The 24,163-nt window shown below is 41.3% G+C and carries 15 protein-coding genes; all 15 read right to left on the bottom strand.

Features of this window, described 5'->3' with window-relative positions:
• Entirely contained in the window at window positions 1-3,789 is a 3,789-nt protein-coding gene (locus HW098_RS03510) for a sugar-binding domain-containing protein (protein WP_176139307.1), read from the bottom strand.
• Between the two features lie 237 nt (window positions 3,790-4,026).
• Complete coding sequence (locus HW098_RS03505) at window positions 4,027-8,952, bottom strand: ZmpA/ZmpB/ZmpC family metallo-endopeptidase (RefSeq protein WP_176139306.1); 4,926 nt, start codon at window positions 8,950-8,952, stop codon at window positions 4,027-4,029.
• Window positions 8,953-9,154: 202 nt separating this feature from the next.
• Window positions 9,155-10,039: an SPFH domain-containing protein gene (locus HW098_RS03500; RefSeq protein ID WP_025168872.1), complete on the bottom strand. Its 885-nt coding sequence runs from the start codon at window positions 10,037-10,039 to the stop codon at window positions 9,155-9,157.
• A gap of 1,525 nt (window positions 10,040-11,564) precedes the next feature.
• Window positions 11,565-13,070 (bottom strand): zinc ABC transporter substrate-binding lipoprotein AdcA, encoded by a 1,506-nt coding sequence (gene adcA, locus HW098_RS03495; protein WP_176139305.1) that lies wholly within the window; start codon window positions 13,068-13,070, stop codon window positions 11,565-11,567.
• A gap of 9 nt (window positions 13,071-13,079) precedes the next feature.
• Entirely contained in the window at window positions 13,080-13,886 is an 807-nt protein-coding gene (locus tag HW098_RS03490; protein ID WP_049539418.1) for a metal ABC transporter permease, read from the bottom strand.
• Window positions 13,879-14,583: a metal ABC transporter ATP-binding protein gene (locus tag HW098_RS03485; protein WP_001269496.1), complete on the bottom strand. Its 705-nt coding sequence runs from the start codon at window positions 14,581-14,583 to the stop codon at window positions 13,879-13,881. The genes HW098_RS03490 and HW098_RS03485 overlap by 8 nt, the downstream gene beginning before the upstream one ends.
• Window positions 14,583-15,023, bottom strand: a complete 441-nt coding sequence (gene adcR / locus HW098_RS03480) for a zinc-dependent transcriptional regulator AdcR (protein WP_164226154.1) — start codon at window positions 15,021-15,023, stop codon at window positions 14,583-14,585. Before adcR ends, HW098_RS03485 begins: the two co-directional genes overlap by 1 nt.
• Window positions 15,024-15,175: 152 nt before the next feature.
• Window positions 15,176-16,444 (bottom strand): D-alanyl-lipoteichoic acid biosynthesis protein DltD, encoded by a 1,269-nt coding sequence (dltD, locus tag HW098_RS03475; protein WP_176139304.1) that lies wholly within the window; start codon window positions 16,442-16,444, stop codon window positions 15,176-15,178.
• Entirely contained in the window at window positions 16,437-16,676 is a 240-nt protein-coding gene (gene dltC, locus HW098_RS03470) for a D-alanine--poly(phosphoribitol) ligase subunit DltC (protein ID WP_000351967.1), read from the bottom strand. The genes dltD and dltC overlap by 8 nt, the downstream gene beginning before the upstream one ends.
• Before the next feature lie 12 nt (window positions 16,677-16,688).
• Window positions 16,689-17,933: a D-alanyl-lipoteichoic acid biosynthesis protein DltB gene (gene dltB / locus HW098_RS03465; RefSeq protein ID WP_176139303.1), complete on the bottom strand. Its 1,245-nt coding sequence runs from the start codon at window positions 17,931-17,933 to the stop codon at window positions 16,689-16,691.
• Complete coding sequence (gene dltA, locus HW098_RS03460; RefSeq protein ID WP_176139302.1) at window positions 17,930-19,480, bottom strand: D-alanine--poly(phosphoribitol) ligase subunit DltA; 1,551 nt, start codon at window positions 19,478-19,480, stop codon at window positions 17,930-17,932. The genes dltB and dltA overlap by 4 nt, the downstream gene beginning before the upstream one ends.
• A 20-nt stretch (window positions 19,481-19,500) precedes the next feature.
• Window positions 19,501-19,632, bottom strand: a complete 132-nt coding sequence (locus tag HW098_RS03455) for a teichoic acid D-Ala incorporation-associated protein DltX (protein ID WP_000813667.1) — start codon at window positions 19,630-19,632, stop codon at window positions 19,501-19,503.
• A gap of 335 nt (window positions 19,633-19,967) precedes the next feature.
• A complete protein-coding gene (locus HW098_RS03450) occupies window positions 19,968-20,672 on the bottom strand; it encodes an MIP/aquaporin family protein (protein WP_176139301.1) in 705 nt (234 codons plus the stop codon).
• 69 nt (window positions 20,673-20,741) lie between these two features.
• Entirely contained in the window at window positions 20,742-22,568 is a 1,827-nt protein-coding gene (gene glpO, locus HW098_RS03445) for a type 1 glycerol-3-phosphate oxidase (RefSeq protein ID WP_176139300.1), read from the bottom strand.
• 41 nt (window positions 22,569-22,609) lie between these two features.
• Complete coding sequence (gene glpK / locus HW098_RS03440) at window positions 22,610-24,118, bottom strand: glycerol kinase GlpK (protein WP_050146574.1); 1,509 nt, start codon at window positions 24,116-24,118, stop codon at window positions 22,610-22,612.
• Window positions 24,119-24,163: the final 45 nt, after the last annotated feature.

The raw sequence follows: 24,163 nt of genomic DNA, 5'->3' as shown, positions 1-24,163 counted from the left end.
TTACTTCCTATCTACATTTTTCTTTACTTTTTTTGCATACACTTGCAATTCTGTTAACGCTAGGGGACTGGTCAAGCCTTCAAATCGAAGACGAAGGGCATAGGATTCCACCTTGTCAAATTCAAAACGAAGCCCTTCAGCCTTGTCGCTTGAAACTTTTCGGATAGCTGATACAGGGTGCCAATTCTCCTCTTGCTTGAGCAGAGAATCCTTATCCAAATGGTTTGGAGTCCGAGGCAAGGCAGGCTCATTCCCTATGTAATAATCAATAAAGCTAGGCTCCGCCGCCACGTATTCTTGATTCTCAACATAATACAAGGTCACGTTATCCACAAATCGCGGTTTTAAAATCCCTGCATCTCCAAAAAGAATGCCGACACTAGCTTGCTCTGACTTGGCAATCCAAGTATTGGCTGTCGATTTCTTCCGAGTAATAACCTTGTCATTGAGATATGAGGCTGGGTGATTCGGTTCTGAGTGAGAAGCAAAGACCAGAGGCAGGTTAGACCCTGTCCACTGATTGGAAATGACTTCCCCATCTACACTAGCGTCTGTCACATGAATAGTGACTGTTGCTGGCAACTCACAGCCCGCTACTTGACCTGTAAGAACATATTCTCCTACCTGAGCATAGACTTGAGGTTCGAGTTCATCCCAAGTCACCTTGGCCGCATCTCGTCTGCCATCTGATAAGACTAACTTGACTCGGTCTGGTAAATGTGGGACTTCCTTGACAAGCGTCCAAACCCTTTCAGGCTCAATAGCGCAAATCCCTTGGACACAGACCTGAGCAGAAGCCTTTAAATCCAGACCCTCAAGATGGCCAGATACCGTAAATTCATGAAATTTTTCTAAATCTTCTTTAGGAATTGCCTCCCAAACAACCTTGACCCGTTTTACACCGCCTGACTCATAGTCCACCAAAACTGAAGATGGCAACTGTGGATAAGTTCCCTTAGCTGTATACAAGCGAAGTGGTCGCACAGAAACTGCCTGCCCTAGTGAGGTATTTTCTGCGACCTGCAAATGAGTTTGATAGGTCTTCCCTTGATACATGGCGCGAATAGCCAAGTCGCCTGCAGACAAGCAATGAAGTACTCCCTGCTTGATAATGGCGTGGGCACTACCACTCGTCTCCCAAATCACTTCACTATTCCCCACCTTGTTCACAGGGTTATCCACAGTTTGTGGATAAAGTCCAATGGCTGGGGAATCCCCTTCTGGTAATCCTGCCTGCTTGTCCACTCGAATCTCAAATAAGCGCTGATTTTTTACTGACTTGCAATCAAAAGCCTCTCCCACTAAGAGATCAAAACTTGCTTGCTCTAGCCCTCTGGCACTGGCCTTTACTCTGACTAGACCTACCTGCTCCAAGCTCTGAACTAAGAGGACACCTCTGCCATGAAAGGCTTTCCGCTTAAACTGACCATTTTTCTGAGCCTGATAACGTTCACGACTGGCCTGCCTGCCATTATCAACACCCACAATGCGAGCAGGCCCTTCAATTTCAAAATGAAGCTGATTGGAAGCAGTCGGCACCCAGTTTCCTGATTTATCCAATACATCAAAATAGAGATAAAGGAGGTCTTGCCCATCTGGCTCCAGTTGTGATTTATCGGCATGTAACCCGATTTTGGCTGGCTTACCTGCAGTTACCACCCTATCTTCTGCTACAATCTGACCTTGACGGTCATAGGCCACAGCATGCAATTCTCCTGGTTGATAAGGCAAACGCCATTCGAGATAGAGCTGGTCAGAACCTTCTCCCTCTTGGTATTTTCTACCGTCTGAAGTCCATTTTTCCTGAAAAGTCTTTCTGCCTTGGGATTTTCCATTAAGAAATAGCTCTACAGAACGGGCATTTGAATACACTCGAACAGGGATATCCCCACACTTATCCACAACTTGTTGATAACTCTTGTGGATTTCCCAATTCCAGTGGGGCAGGATATGAACCATAGGCTGCTGATCTAGGTCCACCCACTGACTTTGGTAGAGATAATAGTCATTTTTAGGAATCCCTGCTGTGTCCACAATCCCAAAATAGGAACTCTTTACAGGCGTGTCATTTTGGTTGTGCCAAGGAGTGGGCTCACCGATATAGTCCACTCCTGTCCAGATAAACTGACCTGCATAGTCTAGCCGATTTCTATCTGCTATCCAAGAAACCGTCGCTGTCTTTCCCCAAGGAACCCGATCATTGCCATAGTCTGACTGTTCAAAATTCCGCACGCGGCGATTATCCCCAACCCATTCCTTATCTGGGCGAAAATAGCTGTCACGCGTCCTTGTAGCTGATGAGGTTTCAGATCCGTAAAGACGCCACTTGGGATGTCTTTTGCGAATCCTATCAATATTGTCTTCTGAGTAATTCAAGCCCACCACATCCAGCAAATTGGCTATCTTTTCATGACCTCCAGACCCATCTCCAAAGCGGAATTGATCCATTCCCATGGTCACAAAACGACTATCATCCACTTCTTTGACCCTTCCTAGCAAGCGTTTGATCGTCTTCAATGAATGAGCATCACCATTTGCTTCGCTGACTTCATTTCCCAAGGACCACATAAAAATCGATGGATTGTTCTTGCCACGCTCAATCATAGTACGCAAATCATAATCTGACCAGAAATCGCCTGCTTTCGCTTCTGGATGAGTCGCTTCTTCCTCAAAAAAGCGACCATAATCATATTCTTTCTTGCCTCCATACCAGGTATCAAAAGCTTCTTCTTGGATGAGTAGCCCCATTTTGGCAGCCACATCCAGCAAGATACTACTAGCTGGATTATGGGTGATTCGAATCGCATTGACGCCCATTTCCTTCATCTGGCGCAATCGTCTCTCAGCAGCTGACCTGTTTTCCACAGCTCCCAGCGCTCCATAGTCATGGTGCAGACAAACTCCATGAATCTTCAACCAGCGACCATTTAGAAAGAAGCCCTTATCCGCTTGCCAATCCATATAGCGGTAACCAAAAGTCTCCTCTTCTTCATCAACCAAAATGCCATTTTTGTAGAGGCGAGTCTTCAATTGGTAAAGGTAAGGATGATCAATATCCCAAAGCAAAGGTTGGAAAATTGATATGGCTTGTTGGAAAGAATATTTGTCCCCAGACTCAATCACTAGAGAGTCTGTCGCCTGCCAGTCAGACAGTTGCTGCCCATCATACCAGATACTCTGCTCCAAATACACCGACACGGACTGAGTTCCATCATTTGAAACCTTACTTGTAAGCTGAGTTTCCACCCATCCATCTCTTTGTTCCTTTAGCTTGGGACTTTCTATCTTAATCCCATACAAATCCAGATGAACTGCATCTGTAATCAACAATTTTACTTCCCGGTAAATACCGCTACCAGAGTACCAACGACTGCTAGGTTGCTGATTTTCCACAAAAACCGCAAGCTGGTTGGCTGTCCCATCGTTTCTTAGATAAGGGGTGATATCATAAGAAAAGGGTGTATAGCCATTGGGATAATAGCCCAGCACTTGCCCGTTGATATAGACTTGGGCATTCATGTAAACCCCGTCAAACAACAAACGCACCGATACAAGACTGGCATCTTCTTCCAAGTAAAACTGTGTCCGATACCAGGCCTGACCCCCATTTAGCTGGCCACCCTCATTTTGCGCTGGGGAATAATGGTCAAAATCATTGTAAATACTCCAGTCATGCGGCACTTGAATGGCCTGCCAATTTTCCCTCTGAAAATCCGGTGCCAAGGCTTCTTCTTTCCCCACCTCTTGGCTAAAAAACCAGTGATTTCGTAAAACTTCTTCTCTTCTCATACAAACATTCCTCTTTAAACGACTCGATTTACTTGACTATAGCATAAAACAAAAGCGCTTTCAAGACTTCCTCTATCACTCCCTAAATACTCAGAAAAGATTCTATAATTTGTGGAAAAGTCTGAAAATCACTCCATGTTCAAGCAAACTATAATTTTCAAGAAATAAGGTCAAATCTGACAAGAGCGCAAAAAACACCTCTCTGAATGTTCATTCCAGAGAGATGTCCCTTTTGTCTTAACTATTGTAAATCGACTGTCTAAAGTCATCTGAATCTTTGAGATAAGCTTTATAAATCGCTTTTTTCAGTTTTTGAACGGGTGTTTCGATAAACTCAAACTTTTTAGCCGTGGTATTTCCTGCTTTTATTTGAGCAAGTTCTTCTTTAACAGCTTTATTCATAAGCTCTTGTAATTTTTCTTTACTATCAATCACTTCTTCTTTTCCGTTATAATTTATAGTAATTGGTTTTAACTTACCTAATTTATCAACACGCTCAGTTATTTGCTCTTTTTTGAAAGCTGCGTAAGATTTTCCCAAAATGTTATCGAAAATATATTTATCAGATAGCGGTTTACCTTCTTCTTCAGCTTGGTTTTTATATTGATTTGACACATAAGGAACAAATCCTTCATAGTAGCCCAAAGCAGCCATCAATTCAAAGGCTTGTTTTCTAAAGGTGATGTCCCCACTCATACCAGAGTCATTTTGACTAACACCATAAATGGTATCAAACATATCCACTAAATAATATCCATTAGCTTGAATAGTACCTTTATCAGTAAATCCTTTTATAATGTAACGGTTCACTAAAATATTATTATCAATCAAGCTATTGATATCCGATAGTTCTCTCGCTTCATCTAGTGTGATTTCTGAGATTTTTTCACTCTTGTGCGTAGCTTTAACCGCTGGATTTGTATATGTTACTGTCGCTCTAGTTCCTGTCGATGCAATCGGTGTTATTTTTTTGAAATATTTAGTTTTATCTTCTGCTGTAAGTTCCCTTGTTGCTTCCGCTTCTAAATAATCTAAACTATATAACACATCAAAACTTCCATGCATATAAGATTTCAAGTCTGCATCTGTTTTGAATCTATCTGGTGTTTTGTTGTAGAAGCCATTTTTCTTACTTTCATCGTAAACAAAGTTTAAGTTGAAATATGTATCTGTCTCTGGTGTATAAGAGTTCTCGAAGATTCCTCGAGCATAAAACTCCGCAGCTGTACCATCTCGACGACCGTGATTATTAAACAAAACAGTTCTATCTAGTAAGTGCGTCATTTCATGAGAGTAAGTCGCTGAACCTCTATCATCCAGAACTCTATCTATAAAGTAACGGACACCCACTCCATTCGCTTCTGCACCTACATTTTGCGATGGTGAATACAATCCTAGAGGTGTCATAAAGTCTTTAACCCCTTTATCTGCTGTTGGTCCTGATTCTTTAGACCATGTTATTGCTATTCCAGCAGTCACATTTGTCGTATATTTCTTCATCGTATCGACAATTACTCTATTTGTAATTAGTTTCGGACGATTTTCTTCTTTTGTAATTCTGTATAAAGTATCAACATAATCAGCCTGTCTTGTCGCAGTTAATTCTATCAATGCTTTAACTTTTTCTAATTCTTCTTTATACTTAACTGGATTCGTTTTCTCTAAAGAAGTATCCATATACGTTCCGATGTTTCCGTAGGTTACCGTCGCTATGTTAGTTATAGCATACACGCTTGCTTCTTTAATATTTACCAAACCTAATAATGTAGCTACATTTTGTTGTCTTCTACTTTCAATTTGAAGATTTTCAGCTCCATATTTCTCAGGAGGAGTAGTTAATTTTGTATATAAGTCTACTTTTTCATCAGTTTTTTCTTTCGAAGCTTTTTCAACTACGATAGCTTTAGTCGCTTTCTTCAACCACGTATCGCCATCCATATTAGTGAATGTAGTTCTGTTGTAATCTAGGAAATCTAATAATGTTGGTTTATCTGTAATTTTACTAAAGTATTTCTCAAATGTTTTTGGACTATTGGTTAATCTTAATTCATCATAACTCATAGACCCAAGGTGTGTTAACCAATCTAAAGAAGTAAGGTCTTTTTTACCGAATGAGCTTGGATTATACGCTAATATATCACGGATGTTGGTATCTCCAAAATCAATATTATAAAAACGATTGATATAGGATAATCCTAGCAATATTTTCTCTTTATTAGCTTCAATATCACCTTTTACTTTTTCTCTATTTTGTTGATTGTCACCTAAAATACTCAAGGTATGCGCCGCAACTTTTTTCAAACTAGCTTCTAAATCGGTTTTAGTCGCATCGAGTGTTTCTTTAATCGATAATTTTTCAAGATATTCTTTTCGTAGAATTTCTCTTACTTCATCATCCCTTATCTGCGGATTAGTTTTTTGTAATTCTTTTCGTTTTAAGAATAAATCTCGATTTATTTCTATATCTGATGGAGCTAACTGTGATTTTAATTTTTCGTTTGTCAACAAGTCTACATTTCTCATCTCCGCAGTAGCTTCCGTTACGTTTACTGCATTTTCTAACTCACTATTTTCTGGCAGTAAATGCGGTTTGTCTTCTTTAGTACCAACCAAGATTACTTTTGGGCGCATAGCTTTAGTTGTTTCAGTCTTCTCTACTGGATTTGTTAACTCTCCTGTCTCCGGATTAACTTCATAAGTTTTAGTGACGGTTGTTTCCCCTTGTTCACCTGCATCTTCAACCTCTTCTTTTCCTTTCGAAAGTTCAGGGTTATCTTTTCTCAACTCAGTGATTTCTATAGGTGACACTATCTTTTCCACATTTCCAACTTTTACTACTTTGTCTTTAACTGGAATATTTTCAGTTGTAGTTTCTTCTGAGATAGCTCCTGTTTCTTGATTTACTGTGTATTTTGTAGTTGATACTGAGCTACCATTCTCCCCTGGCGTTTCTTCTTCTTGCACATTGTAACTTAAAACTGGCGATGCTTTATAAATTGTCTTAAACGGAATTTCTTGTGATTGAACTGTTGGTTTTGTTCCTACTGCCGTTATTTTCGCTTGCATTGGCTTAGCGACTTTTGTCGTTACATCTGGCTCAGTCAAGTCTCCTGTTTGTTCATTTACTTTGTAAACTTTTATTGTTGTCGTTTCTTCATCCTGACCTTGATTTCTGACTTCTTTGACACCTTTATCAAGTGACTCATCCGCAACAAACTGTTCACCTCTTTTGGTTGTTGAGGTTGTTTCTTCTACATTTCCAACCTTAACAACTCTATCTACTGGATGTTTTTCTATCTTTGTTGAAGTGTTTTCTACTATTTTCCCAGTACTTTCATCAAAACTGTAAGAAGTAGTTGTCACTTCCTTACCATTTTCGCCTGCTACTTCTACTCGTTGCTCTTTGTAATTTAAAGCTGGCGATGCTGTATAGATTGTTTTATATTCTAATACTTTTTCTTTCGTTACTGGACTTGAGACAGTTGGTTTCTTCTGAGAATCTGACTGATCTTGAGGAGCTAAGGGGTCAGGCTGAACAGCTGGTTCTGGTTCGTTTACTGGACTTGGGTTGACCTCTGGAGATGAAGGCGTTTGTTCTGATTGTTTTTGGGTTTCTTGTTGGACAGATTCACCAACATCTTTAACCACCTCAACTGGATTCTCCAGCTGGTTCTCCTCACCCTTTTGTTCCGCAGGAGATTGATCTTCTTCGCGTCCTGATTCCACGACTGGGCCTTCTGGCTCAGAATCTTTGGTCTCAGCAGTTTCTTTAGATGGTGGCTGGGACTCAGTACCTTGTTGGACAAGAGTTTGATTTTCCTCACCCCCTGATTCCACGGCTGGGGGTGCTAGATCTGGTTGCTTCGGCTCGGCTTCGGGTTTGTCAGGTGTTTGTTTCTCGCCTGGTGTTGCTTCTGTACCCGGCGTTTCTTCTGCTCCTGGTCTTGGTTGTCCTATTCCATCAGCTGGTTTTGTCTCTGTCTCATTCTCTACTATTGGAGTTTTTTCAGGTTGAACTGGTCTACCCTCCTCAGGTTTTGGTTCAACTTCTTCCTTCGTTCCAACTGCAATCACCTTGTTCACCGGTTCTTTTGTGATTATATTTTCTATAACTTTGCTAGATTTTTCCCCATTAACGATAGTGACTTCTGTATAGATGGTGCGTTCACCAACAACACCTTCTTGAACAACTTTAGTTTGCCCTTTAGCTAAGGTTGCATCTTCTTGTTCTATCGTTTGGAAAGCAACCTCCTCTGTAGTGACTAGCAATTCTGGTTTCTCTACTGTGGCATTTAACACACCTTCCTCAGGACTTGTTTTATAATCACTATTATCTTCTGCTTTCGGTTGTTCTACTCGGGGATTTCCTGTAACTTCCTCCTTAGCCCCTATAGATCCAATTTCAGCAGGAGCTTGTTTGCTTACAGGAGCTTCAACAATTTTCTCAACTGCGTAGGATGGTTGAGGAGATTGCACAAGGTCTTCAGTCGAGCTAAAATGAGATGCAGTCTGTGGTACAATCTTCTTAGATTGAGGTTCTGAACTGTCCTCCTTTTGAGATAATGCTGGCGACTCTACCTTATCAACAGTAAGTTCCTTGCTACCACTATCTCTTACCAAATAATATCCCGTAAATTCATATCCTTGGACTCTTTCAGGACTTGGTAAAAACTGACCTTCTACCCTTTTAACAAGGACTGGTTGCAATTCTACCAGATTTTCGATAGCAGAGATGGATGCTCCCCAGCCACCAACAGCAAAGACGGTCACAAGGAAGTAAGTCGCTCCCTTTTTTCTCTTGATTAAAGTGAAGGAAAGCAATAATAATCCTGCTCCCAAGATAAACATCCCATCATTAGAAAACAGACCTGTTTCTGGTAATCTTGTAGCCAATTTTCGATAGACAAAATAGTATTCTTTTCCCTCTTTTACCTCAATCTTATTTTCTTCAAACCATTGCAACTCAGATTTCAGCTTTTCAGGTAAATCCTGCTCATCCAAATAATGACTTGAAATTAGTGTTGAAGTCGTTTCTGTAGCCTGTACGGGTTGAGCCCCCATACCAGCAAAAAATAAACTCGTTCCTAGCAAGACTGAACAAGCTCCTATTGCATATTTCCTCAAAGAAAAACGCTGCTTTCTCTCAAATTGAAATTCTTTCATCTCATCTCCCATCATTCATTATTACTGTATATTTAGTATATCAGAAATAGTCTGTATTCACAAATCTTTCTAGTTATTCTCTTATCATTCCTAATTAAAGTAGACAATATACAATAATTTTTAGTTAAATGTATATCAATGTTCTTTGTTTTTCTTAACAAAAACAATACAAAAAGAGCCTGTTGCCAAGCTCTTTAGTCTATTATTTCTTCTCAGCACGGAGGGCTGACAAGATTTGTGTTCGGATATCATCTACACCATTTGGCGTATTTGGTAAAAAGATGGTTTGATTTCCTTTAGAGGCAAAGGTATTCAAGGTATCCAAATACTGGTTGGTCAAGAGGATAGACATGATTTGTTCTTCTGTCATGCCAACATTGGCTTCCTTGAGTTCGGTGATAGACTCTGCCAATCCATCCACAATCGCCTTACGTTGTTGGGCAATCCCCACACCATGAAGGCGGTCTTTTTCTGCTTCGGCTTCAGCTGCAGTGACGATTTTAATCTTGTCAGCTTCTGCCAATTCTTGCGCTGCGACCCGCTTACGTTGCGCCGCATTGATTTCATTCATGGATTGCTTGACTTCTGCATCTGGTTCGACCTTGGTAATCAAGGTTTTCACGATAATGTAGCCGTAAGTAGTCATTTCTTCTGCTACTTGGTGTTGAACTTCAAGGGCAATCTCATCTTTTTTCTCAAACAATTCATCCAAGGTTAATTTTGGAACAGAAGAGCGAAGGGCGTCTTCGATATAAGATTTAATCTGAGATTCTGGACGCATGAGTTTATAGTAGGCATCTGTCACGCTCTGCTCGTTGACACGGTACTGAGTCGCTACATTCATCATAACGAACACATTGTCCTTGGTCTTAGTCTCAACCACAATATCACTTTGCAACAAGCGCAACTGAATGCGTGCTGCAATCGAGTCAATCCCAAAAGGCAAGCGAATATGAATACCGCTATTGGCAACCTTTTGGTATTTCCCAAAGCGTTCAATAATCGCCACCGACTGCTGACGAACCACATAAACCGTACTCAGTGTGACTATCACCAATAGGAGCACACAAACAATCAGAAAAATCATGAAAAATATTGCCATAATGGAACCTCCACAAGTATTTTTCTAGTATTATAGCACATTTAAAGAAGGCTGTGCCGTTTTTACTGCGATTTTTCCTGAAATGTCAATAATTAGAGGTGAATTGTCACATTGTCGTCTAATCTCTTGCTAAAATAACTGGTAAGAAATTAGGTGCACCATGCCAGTTCTTTCTAGACCACCCTTATTTCGATTTTAAACAAATAAGAGTCAAACTGGAAACAGACAGATATTGAGCTAATGTAAATCTGTTTGTGACAAATGTTTTTAATATAATGTTTTACCCCTCAAGTTAATGAAGGGAGTTGTTATATATAGCAATTTTACTCACAATGTAAGTTAGTTTTAATATACAAGCTGCCATACTTCAAGAATTAAGCAATCTTGATGATCTAAATTTATTGTGGTATACTGTTTTTGTCATCGGTTACCGATTACGTTCCTATGGGTTCGTGAGAGGAGGTGAAACTAATGAGCCTTATCATAGAGCTCGCTCTTACTATTATAGCGGATGTTATAGCTGGAATTATCTTGTATTTCGTCTGCAGATGGCTAGATAGTAAGGAGTAGACCGAGTGACTAGCCTATCAACACCCGTTAAATCACTAAGATACGTCAAAAAAGCCCTTAACTACGGCAATAGTTAAGGGCTTTGGTGTTCTAATGAACCTTATCAATTAACTATATTCTAGCATATAAGTCCTAATATTTCAAGCATTAAGTAAGGTTGATGATCTAAATTTAGTGTGGTATAATACTTTTGTCATCGGTTACCGATTACGTTCCTTACGGTTCGTGAGAGGAGGTGAAACTAATGAACCTTGCCCCAGAGCTCGTTCTTACTATTATAGCGGACGTCATCGCAGGAATTATCTTGTATTTCGTTTGCAAATGGCTAGATGGTAAGAAGTAGACCGAGTGACTAGTCTATCAACACCCGTTAAATCGCTAAGATACGTCAAAAAAGCCCTTAACTACTGCAATAGTTAAGGGCTTTGGTGTTCTAATGAACCTTGCCTATCAAGTTTATTCTAACATACAGGTCCAGATATTTCAAGCATTAAGTGAGGTTGATGATATAAATTTATTATGGTATACTATTTTTGTCATCGGTTACCGATTACGTTCCTATGGGTTCGTGAGAGGAGGTGAAACTAATGAGCCTTATACCTGAGCTTGCTCTTACTATTATAGCGGATGTTATAGCTGGAATTATCTTGTATTTCGTCTGCAAATGGCTAGATGGTAAGAAGTAGACCGACTGACTAGCCTATCAACACCCGTTAAATCGCTAAGATACGTCAAAAAAGCCCTTAACTATGGCAGTAGTTAGGGGCTTTGGTGTTCTAATGAACCTTATACACTAACTACATTCTAGCATATAAGCCCAGATATTTCAAGAGTTTTATTTATTTTTTTTAAGTGCCTTAGGTATCTTAAAAGTCTATAATGAAGTTAGCCATCTAGTATCAAAAAACCGACTAGCTCTTATGAACTAGTCAGTTTTTCATCAATGCGCCAACATTTCTTGGGCGATTTCTTGGCCAGATAGGTTATCTGGGTAATAGGTTGGCCAGTTATCCATTTCTTCAAAGAGGGCTTCTTGGCTTGTGCCTCCAAAGAAGATATGGAAATGTTCTGCCTTAACTGGGGCAATATTGTGGTCACTAAACTGAACATATTTGAATTGTCCAGCATCCGCATCTGTGGCTTCAAAAAGGAAGCGCACGCCACGATTGCCTTTCTTGTAAGTCAAGATTTTCTTACCGACATACTTGTAAGTATATTTCTTACTTTGTCCACCTTGAACAAATTCCATAGTGTTATCAGTGATATTAATCTTAGTCACATCTGTCTGATAGCCTTTTGTATAGTAGGCCTTGTACTCAGCCTGGGTCATCTTACCAGTCAACTTAGCCTTGTAGTCAAAGACTTGGTCAAACGTGCCATCTTCAAGGAAAGGATAAACTGATTGCCAGTTACCTGCATAGTTACTCAAGGTGCGGTCCTTGACGTCTGCATCCTCAAAGTAACCATTTTGGACTGTCTTCGTATCTTCTTCCTTTTCAGGCTCAATTGCTGGGCCTTCTTGGTCTGTTGTTTGTTTCAAAGCTTTGAGGTTTTTCTCCATGATAGAGATATAATTTTCTCCCGCCTTGGTATCTTCTTCTGTCAGACTTTCTAAAGGATTGAGGACATCTGTTTTGACACCTGCTTCTTTTGAAAGTGTATTAGCAAGGGCTTGTGAAGCATTTTCTTCAAAGTAGATATAGGCGATTTTATTTTTCTTGACGTACTCTGTCAATTCTGCCAAACGTGCAGCTGATGGTTCTGCATCTGGAGAAAGTCCTGAGATAGCGACTTGTTTGAGCCCATAGTCTAAAGCGAGATAGTTAAAGGCTGCGTGTTGCGTTACAAAGCTCTTTTGTTTGGCTTGAGACAAGCCTTCTGCATAAGCCTTATCCAAGGCTTGTAATTTTTCGATATAGGCAGATGCGTTCTTTTCAAAGGTCTCTTTTTTATCAGGATAATCTGCTGACAAGCTATCACGGATGTGCTCTACAAGTTTAATAGCACGAACTGGTGACAACCAAACATGGGGATCAAACTCATGGTGATGGCCTTCTTCTCCATGGTCATGGTCTCCCTCTTCTTCCTCACCACCTGGCAAAAGCAACATATCACCTGTCGCCTTGATAGTTTTCACCTTTTTCTTATCCAAAGTATCTAGCAATTTAGGTACCCATGTTTCCATGTTTTCATTTTCATAAACGAAGGTATCTGCGTCTTGGATTTTGGCAACTGCCTTGGCAGACGGTTCGTATTCATGAGGTTCTGTACCAGCACCGATGAGGAGTTCTACATTAGCAGTATCTCCTGCGACTTGCTTGGTAAATTCATAGACAGGGTAAAAGGTTGTCACGATATTGAGTTTGCCATCTGCCTGCTTTTGATTGGAACAAGCCACTAAAAACAAGGCACATAGACTGGCTAGTAATAAGCTAATTTTTTTCATCTTAGTCTCCTATTTGATAAAACGTCTTACTAAACTGATTAGCAAGAAAACAGTTACAAAAATAATAGTAATACTTGCACTTGCAGGTGTTTCTGCATAGTAGGAAATGTAAAGTCCTGCTACCATTCCCAAAAATCCAATCGCACTGGCAAGCAGCATAACCGATTTAAAGTTTTTCCCCAGACGCAGGGCAATACTAGCTGGCAAGACCATAATGGTCGACACCAAAAGAGCTCCTGCAGCAGGAATCATAAGGGCAATGGCCACCCCCGTCACCATGTTAAAAAGAATGGACATGGTACGAACAGGCAAGCCATCCACAAAGGCCGTATCCTCATCAAAGGTCAAAATGTACATCGGACGAAGGAAGAGGAAGGTCAAAATCAAAACAACTGCCGCAATGACAAAGAGGGAAAGCACCTGCTCCTCACTGATAGTCACGATTGAACCAAAAAGGTACTGGTCCAAACTCATAGAACTAGAGCTTTTCCCCTTGCTCATGACAATCAGAGAAACAGCCAGACCTGTTGACATGAGGATAGCTGTCCCGATTTCCATAAAGCTCTTGTAAACCGTACGTAGATACTCCAGAAAGACCGCCGCAATCAAGACAATAGCAATAGTTGAAATAGTCGGAGAAATCCCCAGAACCAGACCAAAGGCTACTCCTGACAGGGAAACGTGACTGAGGGTATCGCTCATCAAACTCTGACGGCGCAAGATAAGGAAGGTCCCCAATACTGGCGAGAAAAGACTCATGGCAATAACGGCCAGAAAGGCACGTTGCATAAAGTCATAAGATAACAAACTAAGCATGGCCCACCTCCTGATCATTCTCATGAACGTTGAAACAACGCCATGGCGAGTCTTGGTTACGGACTAGATGAATATTGCGGTCCGCATAGTCCTTAACTTCTTCAGGGTCATGGGTAATCATCAAAACAGCCTTGCCATGATGATGGGCGCTGTGGTGCATGAGTTCATAAAATTCATTTTTACTTCCTGCATCCATCCCCGTTGTCGGCTCATCTAGGATAAACACATCTGGATCCGAAGCAAACATACGCGCGATCACCGCTCGCTGCTTTTGTCCTCCAGATAGAGACCCCAAGCGTTTGTCTCGGTGTTCCCACATACCAACTGAGTCCAAACTAGCCTTAATATGCTCCTCATCATGAGCATTCAAACGACGGAACCAACCTTTTCGCGGATAGCGACCCGACTTGACAAACTCATAAACCGTACTTGGAAAACCTGCATTAAAACTGGCAATCTGCTGAGGAAGATAGGCTATTCTCAATTTCTTACCCTGCGTATTTGTCTTTGAAATGGTCACCTTTCCAATGCGTGGCTGAAGGATTCCAAGACTGGCCTTGATGAGTGTCGTCTTAGCCGCCCCATTTTCCCCTGTCAAGGTAACAAATTCCCCACTATCAACACTATAATTGATATGTTCAAGAACGGGCTCCTTATCATAATAGAAGGATAAATCCTCTACCGTAATATATCTCATTATTTGATTTCTCCTACTAAAGCAGTCAAAAACCGCTGAATCACTTTTTGTTCATTTGGAGTAAACTGAATCGCCACTTGTTCATAGGTTAAAAGTGTATGCTCATGGTGATGATGATGCTCCTCAGCGATTGGACGAGCCAAATCAGTCAATTGATAAAAAATCACACGTGCATCCTTAGGATCTTTAGACGTTTCCAACATCCCTTCCTTGACCAAAGACTTAATGGCCTTGGTAACTGCCGCCTGACTGACATTGAGGCGACGCGCCAACTCTGAATTTGTTAAAGATTCCTCTGACAATAGCATGAGAATGTGCTCCTGGGTATTGGTCAGGGCCACCTCGCTAGTGCAATGACCTATTAGGATTTCATGTTGGTTTTCCGCCTGTAAAATTACCTCATTCAAAAAGGCATCAATATCCTTCGCTAGCTGTCTCATATCTGACTCCTTTCCTTTTTAACTTCTCTTTTTTAAGAGAAAAATACTATTCTGTAGAATTTTATTTACCAGTTAATTATATCACAAGCAAAAAAAGAGTCAAGAAAAAACGTAAAAATCGGCTTTATTCTTGAACTCTTCCATACTATTATCTATTGAAATTCCTTGATATCTCCATCATAAGTCGCCCAGTCTTTGCTGAAAAAGCGCTCATTCAGATGGTAAGTCGGAGCTGGTGTGGGATTGGATAGGAAAGGATCAACTGCCTTGTCAAAAGCCAACCAACCCAACCAACCAAGGTGAATGGTGTCTTTCATAAAGAAAGGCTCCCCGCCGTCCTTAGAAAAATCTGCTATATTGGTAAAACCTTGACTCTCTAACTGGTAGCGAATCTTCTGCACCGTTTGTTGGTACATATCCTCTCGTAGACCAGCATAGTCCATCCATTTTTTATTAACAGGTGGAATGATAAAAATCGGGTTTACCTTAGATTTAGAAAACTGGGTTAACACCAACTGCAGGTCATTATACTCCGGTGATTTAAGGTAGGTAAAGTTTTTCTGAGAGTCCTTTAATTTCTTCAGATCCTTCTTGATCTGCGTATTATAGAAATAATTTTCCATTCCCAGATCATTATTGGAAGTATTCTTTTCAGCATCTGCTTTAACAATATCTTCTATGACTTGATAAGAAAACTGGTCTGGCAAGGTCTTTAAATACTTAACTACATGCTTATCATAATTGACATAGCCTCTAACTGAAAACTGACCAAAAAAGGAAGCTTGGCGTTCATTAAACCGAGCCAATAATTCAATCATTTCATTGTCTGCTGTCGACAATTCTTCTTTACTTGCTAACTTCTGAACCAAATCCTTCATAGCTACGTTGGGAAACTGCTGTAGTAAGCGAGTCGCTGCATATTGACTAGCCTGATCTCCAGATTGATGTTCCAGAAAACTGGTCAACTGGTCTCCATTAAAATACTGCTGGAAGGCTGCTGGCTCATAGCCATTTTTACTGAACCACTGAGGTGAGATAACATACACAACTTGTTTATCCTCCAGCTGTGGCAACATCTGTTGCATCCCAAAATACTGATTGAGCGAGGCAGCTCCCCTCTGTCCTAAAAGATAGGGGCGATAAGAGCGATTGTATTTCTCAGCTAATACCGCAGGATGAGCACCGTCAAAACGAAGCCATTCACTAGAGCCAAAGAAGGGAACAAAACGCATATTTGGATCAGATAGGGCTCTGACTTTTTGACTTCGCTCCTTAAAACTATCGATAGTAGTAGCCACCGCTGAACGCTTTTCAGCTCCTAGATTATGACGCATCTCAGTAGGATAAAAGAAAATGAGCAGAAAAACCAACAAACCAGCTATCAAGACCGGTCCGAAGATCATCCATAAGCGTTTAAGCATTTTGTAGCTCCACAATACCAGCTATGATTTTATTAGCTGTATTCCAGTCATCGCGACCAAACTCTGTCACAGGGACACGAATGTCAAAACGGTTCTCAATCTCCACAATCAACTCAACCGTTCCCATACTATCCAAGACACCTGCATCAAAAAGATCTTCATCCATCATGTCAGAAACATCTTCCATAAACAACTCATCAATAATTTCGATAACTTCTGATTTGATATCCATATTTTATTTCCTTTATTTTTTAAACCATAAATCATTCAAAAATCCAGAAAAGATTAAGAATGACAGCATGACGACATGGAAGGTGACAACCATGCCAAGCAACTGAATCCAGCGATTCTCAGGTAGAGCAGCTTTCCCTGCTTTTTTCCGTTCCTTATTGAGCGTTTTTTTCTTACGAACCCAAGCGTCATTGATGACCAAGCCCAGTCCATGAAAGAGTCCATAGGCAATATAGTACCAGGTCACTCCATGCCAAAATCCCATAATCAGCATATTTACAATGTAGGCCACACTTGAGGTTACATTGCGATTTTTAAAGACTTTCTTTCTGGTTAACACCATGACCATTCGCATAAAGACAAAGTCACGGAACCAGAAAGATAGACTCATGTGCCAGCGATTCCAAAATTCCTTTAAATCCCTTGATAAAAAAGGTTTGTTAAAGTTGATAGGGCTACGGATTCCCATTAAGTTTGAAATGGCTAAGGCAAACATAGAGTAACCTGCAAAGTCAAAGAAGAGCTCCAGACCAAATGTATACATAACTGCCAAGGCATAGAGGTTAAAGAAGCCACCTGACTGCAAGGCTAAATTCTTCAAAGGAGGCAACAAGGTTTCTCCTAAAACATGAGCTAGGATAAACTTGTACAAAAAGCCCCACATGATATAGCGAACAGATTCATCCAGCATATCCATCAACTCATCTCGCTCAGGAATGGTCTGATAATTTTCATTAAAACGCTTAAAGCGATCGATTGGACCACTTGAAAAAGTCGGCATGAAGAGAAGAAAGCGGAGGAATTCCCAGAAGGTAAAATCCTTAATCACTCCATCTCTCAGCTCGATGATAATCCCAACCGAACGAAAGGTCAGGTAAGAAATTCCCAAAAATCCAAGCAAAGACTGTGTTCCATTGATAGCCGGCTGCACCTTGACAAAGATAATCGGAAGGAGGGACAGAAAACTAACTAAGTAGAAGACCCACTTGCCATCCTTACTTTTTCTATAATGCTTGTAGAAGAGTACGAGCACTATTTCCCAGCAAAGGTAAATACCCAAGGCAGCCAACTGATTAGTCTTCCCACCTACCAACATGGTGACAATAAAGAAGAGACTTACCAGCACTTCATACCAGGCAAAGCGTTTCTTGAAAAAGAGACCGATAAAGATGGGCAAGGTTGCAGCAATCACATAGACAAAATACTGAGGATTGCCGTATGGCTCTAAATGAGGAAGCTGTTGAAAGAACTCCATCATCTCTTATTCACCTCGTTAATCAATCCTTTGATGTCAATCTTTCCATTTGGAGTCAGTGGCAAACTGTCTCGGTAAAGGAATTTAGACGGCATCATGTAGGACATCATGATATCTGTTAAATCTTCCTTGATAGCCTTGGTAATATCAATATCTCGCTCAAACTGCTCACGAACACCGTCTTTCAAGATGACATAAGCCAATAGATTTTGCACCTTGTGGTCTTTATTATAACGTGGCACAGCTACAGCAGACTCGATAAAGCGAGACTTATTGAGATTTTGAGAGACATCTTCTAACTCAATGCGGTAACCGTTGAACTTAATCTGGAAGTCCATGCGTCCGCCGTAGAGAAGTAAGCCTTCATCTGTCATGGTTCCCACATCGCCTGTGTGATAGGCTGGTAGACCTTCAAACTCAAAGAAGGCTTCTGCTGTTTTTTCAGGATTATTCATATATCCTTTTGAAACAGCTGGCCCAGAAACAATGATTTCTCCCTGTTCGCCATTTGGCAATTTATTTCCGTCCTCGTCAATGATAAATGTTGGAGAATCAGCCTTGGTATAGCCGATTGGTAGGCGTTTGAGAGTCGCTAACATCTCGTCTGTCACGGCAACTGCTGACAAGGCTACTGTCGCTTCTGTTGGGCCGTAGGCATTGATAATACGGGCATTTGGGAAACGCTCGCGCAGTTTTTGAGCCGTTTTAACCGTCAATTCTTCGCCATCAAAGTAAAAATGCGTGATACCAGGCATTTTCTCACTGTTGAAGTCTTCTGACAACATGGCCATATCCGCAAAAGAAGGGGTTGATGTCCAGATAGCGATTGGCAATGAAAAGATGGTTGCAAAAAGTTGCTTAAAGTCCTGAGTGATGGCTGCAGGAAGAGCAAAAAGTGTACCACCAAGTGCTAATGTCGGTGCCCAGTACATGACAGATAGATCAAAAGAATAAGGTGGTTGAGCCAGCATTTGCGGACGACTCGGTGTCGCAAATTCCTTGTCCGTAATCATCCAGTTGGTAAAGCTGAGGAGATTATCATGTGAAATCTGCACTCCCTTTGGCTTACCAGTCGTACCAGAAGTAAAGATGATATAGTAATTATCATCGCCCTTGACTGGATGTGTGATTTCATAGTTATTCCCTTGAGCAAAGGCTTCTTGAACCTGAGCTAGAGTCATCATAGGTGTTGAAACCTGCTCCAATGGAAAGTCTGAAATGGCAATGATCAAGCTTGGCTCTGCTACCTCTAAAATAGCCGAAACTCGCTCTAAGGCCGAATGGCTATCAATTGGAATGTAGGCGTGACCTGACTTAGTCAGCGCTACAAAAGTTGCCAACATTTCATATTCTTGGCCACCAAAAACGACCACAGGAGACTTCTCAGGCAAGCCTAGTTGGTCAATGGCTGCAGCCAAACTATCCGAATCAGCCTTCAAATCGCCATAAGTGTGTTCCTGCCCCAAAACATTATAAACAGGATAGCTAGGCTGGGTCTGAGCAAAATGCTCTATGGTTTCAATCATATCTACTATTGGTTTATTTGACACAATAGGAATTCTCCTTCAAGTTAAAATTCATTATAGATAAAGCTTCCTTGACCCTGGCCAAGATAGCTAAAGAAGTAAAGCAGCCCTAGAAAGATAAGAAAATACAAGGCTGTCCGACCAAGAAAGAGGTACAATTCTTTTCTCTGTTTCATCAAGAAAAACCATTCATTTCTGTAATTTTTCGCTAAAATAAGAGTGATTCTTACTAGCTTATTTTTCTACCATTGTACCACTTTATATAGTATTTTTTCAATTGTTTACCGTATGTTTTCAATAGATTTCAGTTTATTTTAAGAATTATGCGGTTTTTCTATGTATATTTCAAAAGAAAAGAACCCGAGATTTTCATCTCAAGCTCTATCAAAATAATTGTTTTCTAATACTCAATGAAAATCAAAGAGCAAACTAGGAAGCTAGCCGCAAGCTGTACTTGAGTACGGTAAGGCGACGCTGACGTGGTTTGAATTTGATTTTCGAAGAGTATAAACTAGAAAAGTGAGAATACGAGAACGGCCAAGGCTGCACCAATAACAGGTCCCACAACAGGAATCCAGGCATAAGACCAGTCTCCGTCTCCCTTGTTTGAAATTGGAAGGATACTGTGCATGATACGAGGTCCAAGGTCACGCGCAGGGTTCAAGGCATAACCTGTTGTCCCACCTAATGATAGACCGATACCGACAATCAAGGTCCCCACTGCAAAGGTTCCGATACCTGCCTGAAAATCGTAAAGACCCAAAGCAAAGATTGTCAAGACCAATACAAAAGTTCCAAGGATTTCGCTGATCAAGTTTGATACAGTATCTTTGATGGCCGGTCCTGTGCTGAAAGTAGCCAAAATATTTCCTGCATTTTCTTCTGCCTCATAATGCGGTTTGAATTGCAACCAAACCAAAATCTGACCCAGCATAGCCCCTGCGAACTGGGCTAAGATATAAGGGAAAACGGAAGCCCAAGGTAAGTCACCTTTTAAAGCCACACCAATCGTCACAGCTGGGTTTAAATGAGCTGGACTGAGCTTGCCAGATACAAATACTGCAACCGCAACTGCAATTCCCCACCCCACAGTAATCACAATCCAACCTGAGCTATTGCTCTTGGTTTTAGGAAGAACCACACCTGCAACAACACCATTTCCTAGAAGAATCAGGATTAAAGTTCCTAAAAATTCTCCAAATAATTCATTCATCATCTTTCTGTCTCCATTGAAAAGAAGGAGGGGTAGACTAGGAGTCCTGCCCTCCACCTCTTTTATTTTTTCTTAATTTTTTAATTCTGCTAAATCGTTGTTAGCAAGAGCTGATTCGACATCCGCACGGTAAGTTGCTTTTTCATCTTCTGTCCATTCATAGAATCGTCCCATTTCATCCAAAACTGGCTCAACGATGCTATCCAAACTATCACGCATAAAGAGCATATGGTTGGTACGACGAAGAAGGAAGTCAACTGGGCTAAGAGCTAACTCATTACGCATTGCATAGTGAAGGGACAAAGTATCTGCCAAACTGAGTCCTGGCGCTTGTTCCAAACTATGAGCAAGAGCAAAGACTTTCGGTGCATTTGAACCGTAAAGATTTGCTAGGTAGTGAGCTTCCTTGCTATCCAAACCACGTGACACTCCAAGTTGCGCAAAGGCTTCGATTTCTGAGTCTACATTTGCTGGGTTCAATTCCCCACCTGAAACAGGGTAAGTCTTAGAATTGATGAGTTTAAAGCTACGGTCAAATTCTGCTTTGAGGATGTCAACCACGCGCTCCATAGCTCCTTCAGCCATCTTACGGTAGTCTGTGATTTTACCACCAGCAAGGGTCAAGAGACCATTATCATCTCGGTCCAAGCTAGAACCACGAGAAACTGCAGATGGGTCCAAATGTTTCTCAGAGGTACTGCTTTCAATCTTGCTGACAGCAGACTCAACATCTTCACGCGTTTTTTCTTTAGAGAGATAAGATTCAACAGTCGCAATCAAGTTGTTAAAGCTTTCATCACTGATAGTTCCGTTATTTCCTCCATTGTAGTCCGAAGCACTATTGCCTGCGATCAATGGACGAAGACCTGCCCAGCTACTTTCAATGTCAGCAACTGTAATATTCGCTTCTGGGAAGCGGTTGTTGACAATGCCAAGTAGATAATCTACATCTTCCTGAGTCACTTTCGGATGTTCCAAATCACCTGTGTAGTCTGTATCAGTTGTACCGAAGTAAGTCTTGTTTTCACGTGGGAGAACAAAGACCATACGACCGTCACCCAAGCCTGTGTCAAAGTAAACTGGCTGTGAAACCTTGATCTTGCTTGAATCCACTACCAGGTGAACTCCCTTAGTTGGACGCATTTGTGAGAATTGGGTTCCCTTATTAGATAAATTGCGTACCTTGTCGCTCCAAGGACCTGTCGTGTTGATAACCAGACGAGCTTTGATTTCAAAGACTTGGTCTGTCAAGAGATCACGAGCTACAACACCTGTAATCTTGCCACTTTCATCAAAGAGGAAGCCTTCTGCCTTAACGTGGCTGGCAATGAGGGCACCGTCTTGGTTGGCACGTTTGATGTTTTCAATCACGAGACGCGCATCGTTGTTACGGAAGTCAAGGTAAACCCCACCTCCTACCAAACCTTCTTTCTTCAAGTTTGGCTGGCGTTCCAAGACTTCTTCCTTGCTCAAAACCTTGTTGGCAGCTGGTGTATTGTTGACACCTGCCAAAAGGTCGTACAAGTCCATGGCTACTTTAAGACGGAAGAGGCTAAAGGTTGCTCCATCTTCATCGTAAACTGGCAAGAGCATTGGGTCCGGTTTTGGAATGTGTGGTGCGATTTGTTGAACCACTGCACGTTCAGAAACTGTATCTGAGACCACTTCTACGTCAAATTGCTTAAGGTAACGAAGTCCTCCGTGAACCAATTTAGTTGAACGGCTAGATGTCCCTTCTGCGAAGTCCTGCATTTCAATCAAACCAGTCTCAAGACCGCTAGCTGCCGCCTGCAAGGCTACACCAGCCCCTGTGATTCCTCCACCGATAATCAAGAGATCCAGGGTTCGTTCCTTCATTTTTTTAATTGATAATTCACGTGTTTTCTTTGAAAATTCCATATTTACACACTTTCTAAATAAATCGCTTTATTCTGCCAGTATTAGTCGTCTACTTCCGCAAAGACTTGCGTTGCTTTCACAGCCTTCTTCCAGCCCTTGTAGAGTTGTTCCTTGCGAGATTCGTTCATAGATGGCTCAAAGAGTTCTCCTGTCTCGTTCAAGAGTTTCAACTCATCCAAGTCCTTCCAATAGCCTACTGACAAACCTGCTAGGAAAGCTGCCCCCAAAGCTGTTGTTTCCAGGTTTTTAGCACGTGCGATGTCGATTCCCAAAATGTCAGCTTGGAACTGCATGAGGAAGTTGTTCATAGCTGCTCCACCATCCACTTTCAATACTTGAATAGCTGTCTGCGCATCCACTTGCATGGTGTCGATGATGTCACGTACTTGATAAGCGATAGATTGCAAAGTCGCCTTGATAAAGTCTTCTTTGCTTGTTCCACGAGTCAAACCAAAGACGGAACCACGAGCATTTTGGTTCCAGTATGGAGCTCCTAGACCTGTAAAGGCTGGCACGACATAAACTTCATCATCATTGTGAGAATCACGAGCGTATTTTTCAGATTCTGGTGAATTTTCAACCATGCGAAGACCGTCACGAAGCCACTGAATAGCACTTCCTGCGATGAATATTGAACCTTCCAAGGCATAGTAAACCTTGCCGTTGATTCCGTAACCAATCGTTGTCAAGAGGTTGTTTTCAGACAACTGCATCTCTTCCCCAGTATTCATGATGATAAAAGAACCTGTTCCATAAGTATTTTTAACCATACCAGGTTCAAAAGCCAACTGTCCAAAGAGGGCTGCCTGTTGGTCCCCAGCCATACCTGAGATTGGAACTTCACCACCGTAGAAATGGAATGGAGCTGTCTTACCGTAAATTTCAGAGTTAGAACGAACTTCTGGAAGCATAGCCTTCGGAATGTTGAGAATTTCCAAAATCTCATCATCCCATTTGAGTTCTTTAATGTTATAAAGCATGGTACGAGCTGCATTTGAGTAGTCAGTCACGTGAGTCGCACCGTCAGTCAATTTCCAAACCAACCAAGTATCGATAGTACCAAAGAGCAATTCACCCTTTTCTGCTCTCTCTTGAGCGCCCTCTACATGATCCAAAATCCAACGAACCTTGGTAGCTGAGAAGTAAGCATCGATGATCAAACCAGTCTTTTCATGGAATTTTTCCACATAACCTTGGCTTTTTAGTTGTTCAGCCAAAGGTGCTGTCTGGCGTGATTGCCAAACGATAGCGTTGTAGATAGGAAGTCCTGTTTTCTTATCCCAGACAACCGTTGTTTCACGCTGGTTAGTAATCCCGATTGCCTCAATTTGATTTGGCTTGACACCACTTTCGATGAAAGCACCCGCAATAACTGACTGTACTGAGTTCCAAATTTCATTGGCATTGTGCTCAACCCAACCTGCCTGAGGGAAAATCTGAGTAAACTCTTTTTGGCTCGAGCTGACCTTTTCTCCTTTTTTATTAAAAATAATGGCACGAGAACTTGTTGTTCCCTGGTCAATAGCCATGATGTATTTTTCTTGTGACATGTGCTGTCCTCCTGATAAAGATCTTGAGGATGTTTCCTCTTTACA

The organism is Streptococcus sp. 1453, from assembly GCF_013276955.1.
Taxonomy (GTDB): Bacteria; Bacillota; Bacilli; order Lactobacillales; family Streptococcaceae; genus Streptococcus.
The sequence above is the reverse complement of the archived record's forward strand: the minus strand, read 5'-3'. Positions and strand labels throughout refer to the sequence as shown.

Excerpts from the sequence above, each read along its gene's own strand:
- dltD (WP_176139304.1), bottom strand. The coding sequence starts at position 16,444 with ATGCTTAAACGCTTATGGATGATCTTCGGACCGGTCTTGATAGCTGGT.
- dltC (WP_000351967.1), bottom strand. The coding sequence starts at position 16,676 with ATGGATATCAAATCAGAAGTTATCGAAATTATTGATGAGTTGTTTATG.
- HW098_RS03505 (WP_176139306.1), bottom strand. The coding sequence starts at position 8,952 with ATGAAAGAATTTCAATTTGAGAGAAAGCAGCGTTTTTCTTTGAGGAAA.
- glpK (WP_050146574.1), bottom strand. The coding sequence starts at position 24,118 with ATGTCACAAGAAAAATACATCATGGCTATTGACCAGGGAACAACAAGT.
- dltB (WP_176139303.1), bottom strand. The coding sequence starts at position 17,933 with ATGATGGAGTTCTTTCAACAGCTTCCTCATTTAGAGCCATACGGCAAT.
- HW098_RS03455 (WP_000813667.1), bottom strand. The coding sequence starts at position 19,632 with ATGAAACAGAGAAAAGAATTGTACCTCTTTCTTGGTCGGACAGCCTTG.
- adcR (WP_164226154.1), bottom strand. The coding sequence starts at position 15,023 with ATGAGACAGCTAGCGAAGGATATTGATGCCTTTTTGAATGAGGTAATT.
- HW098_RS03485 (WP_001269496.1), bottom strand. The coding sequence starts at position 14,583 with ATGAGATATATTACGGTAGAGGATTTATCCTTCTATTATGATAAGGAG.
- glpO (WP_176139300.1), bottom strand. The coding sequence starts at position 22,568 with ATGGAATTTTCAAAGAAAACACGTGAATTATCAATTAAAAAAATGAAG.
- HW098_RS03500 (WP_025168872.1), bottom strand. The coding sequence starts at position 10,039 with ATGATTTTTCTGATTGTTTGTGTGCTCCTATTGGTGATAGTCACACTG.
- adcA (WP_176139305.1), bottom strand. The coding sequence starts at position 13,070 with ATGAAAAAAATTAGCTTATTACTAGCCAGTCTATGTGCCTTGTTTTTA.
- HW098_RS03450 (WP_176139301.1), bottom strand. The coding sequence starts at position 20,672 with ATGATGAATGAATTATTTGGAGAATTTTTAGGAACTTTAATCCTGATT.
- HW098_RS03510 (WP_176139307.1), bottom strand. The coding sequence starts at position 3,789 with ATGAGAAGAGAAGAAGTTTTACGAAATCACTGGTTTTTTAGCCAAGAG.
- HW098_RS03490 (WP_049539418.1), bottom strand. The coding sequence starts at position 13,886 with ATGCTTAGTTTGTTATCTTATGACTTTATGCAACGTGCCTTTCTGGCC.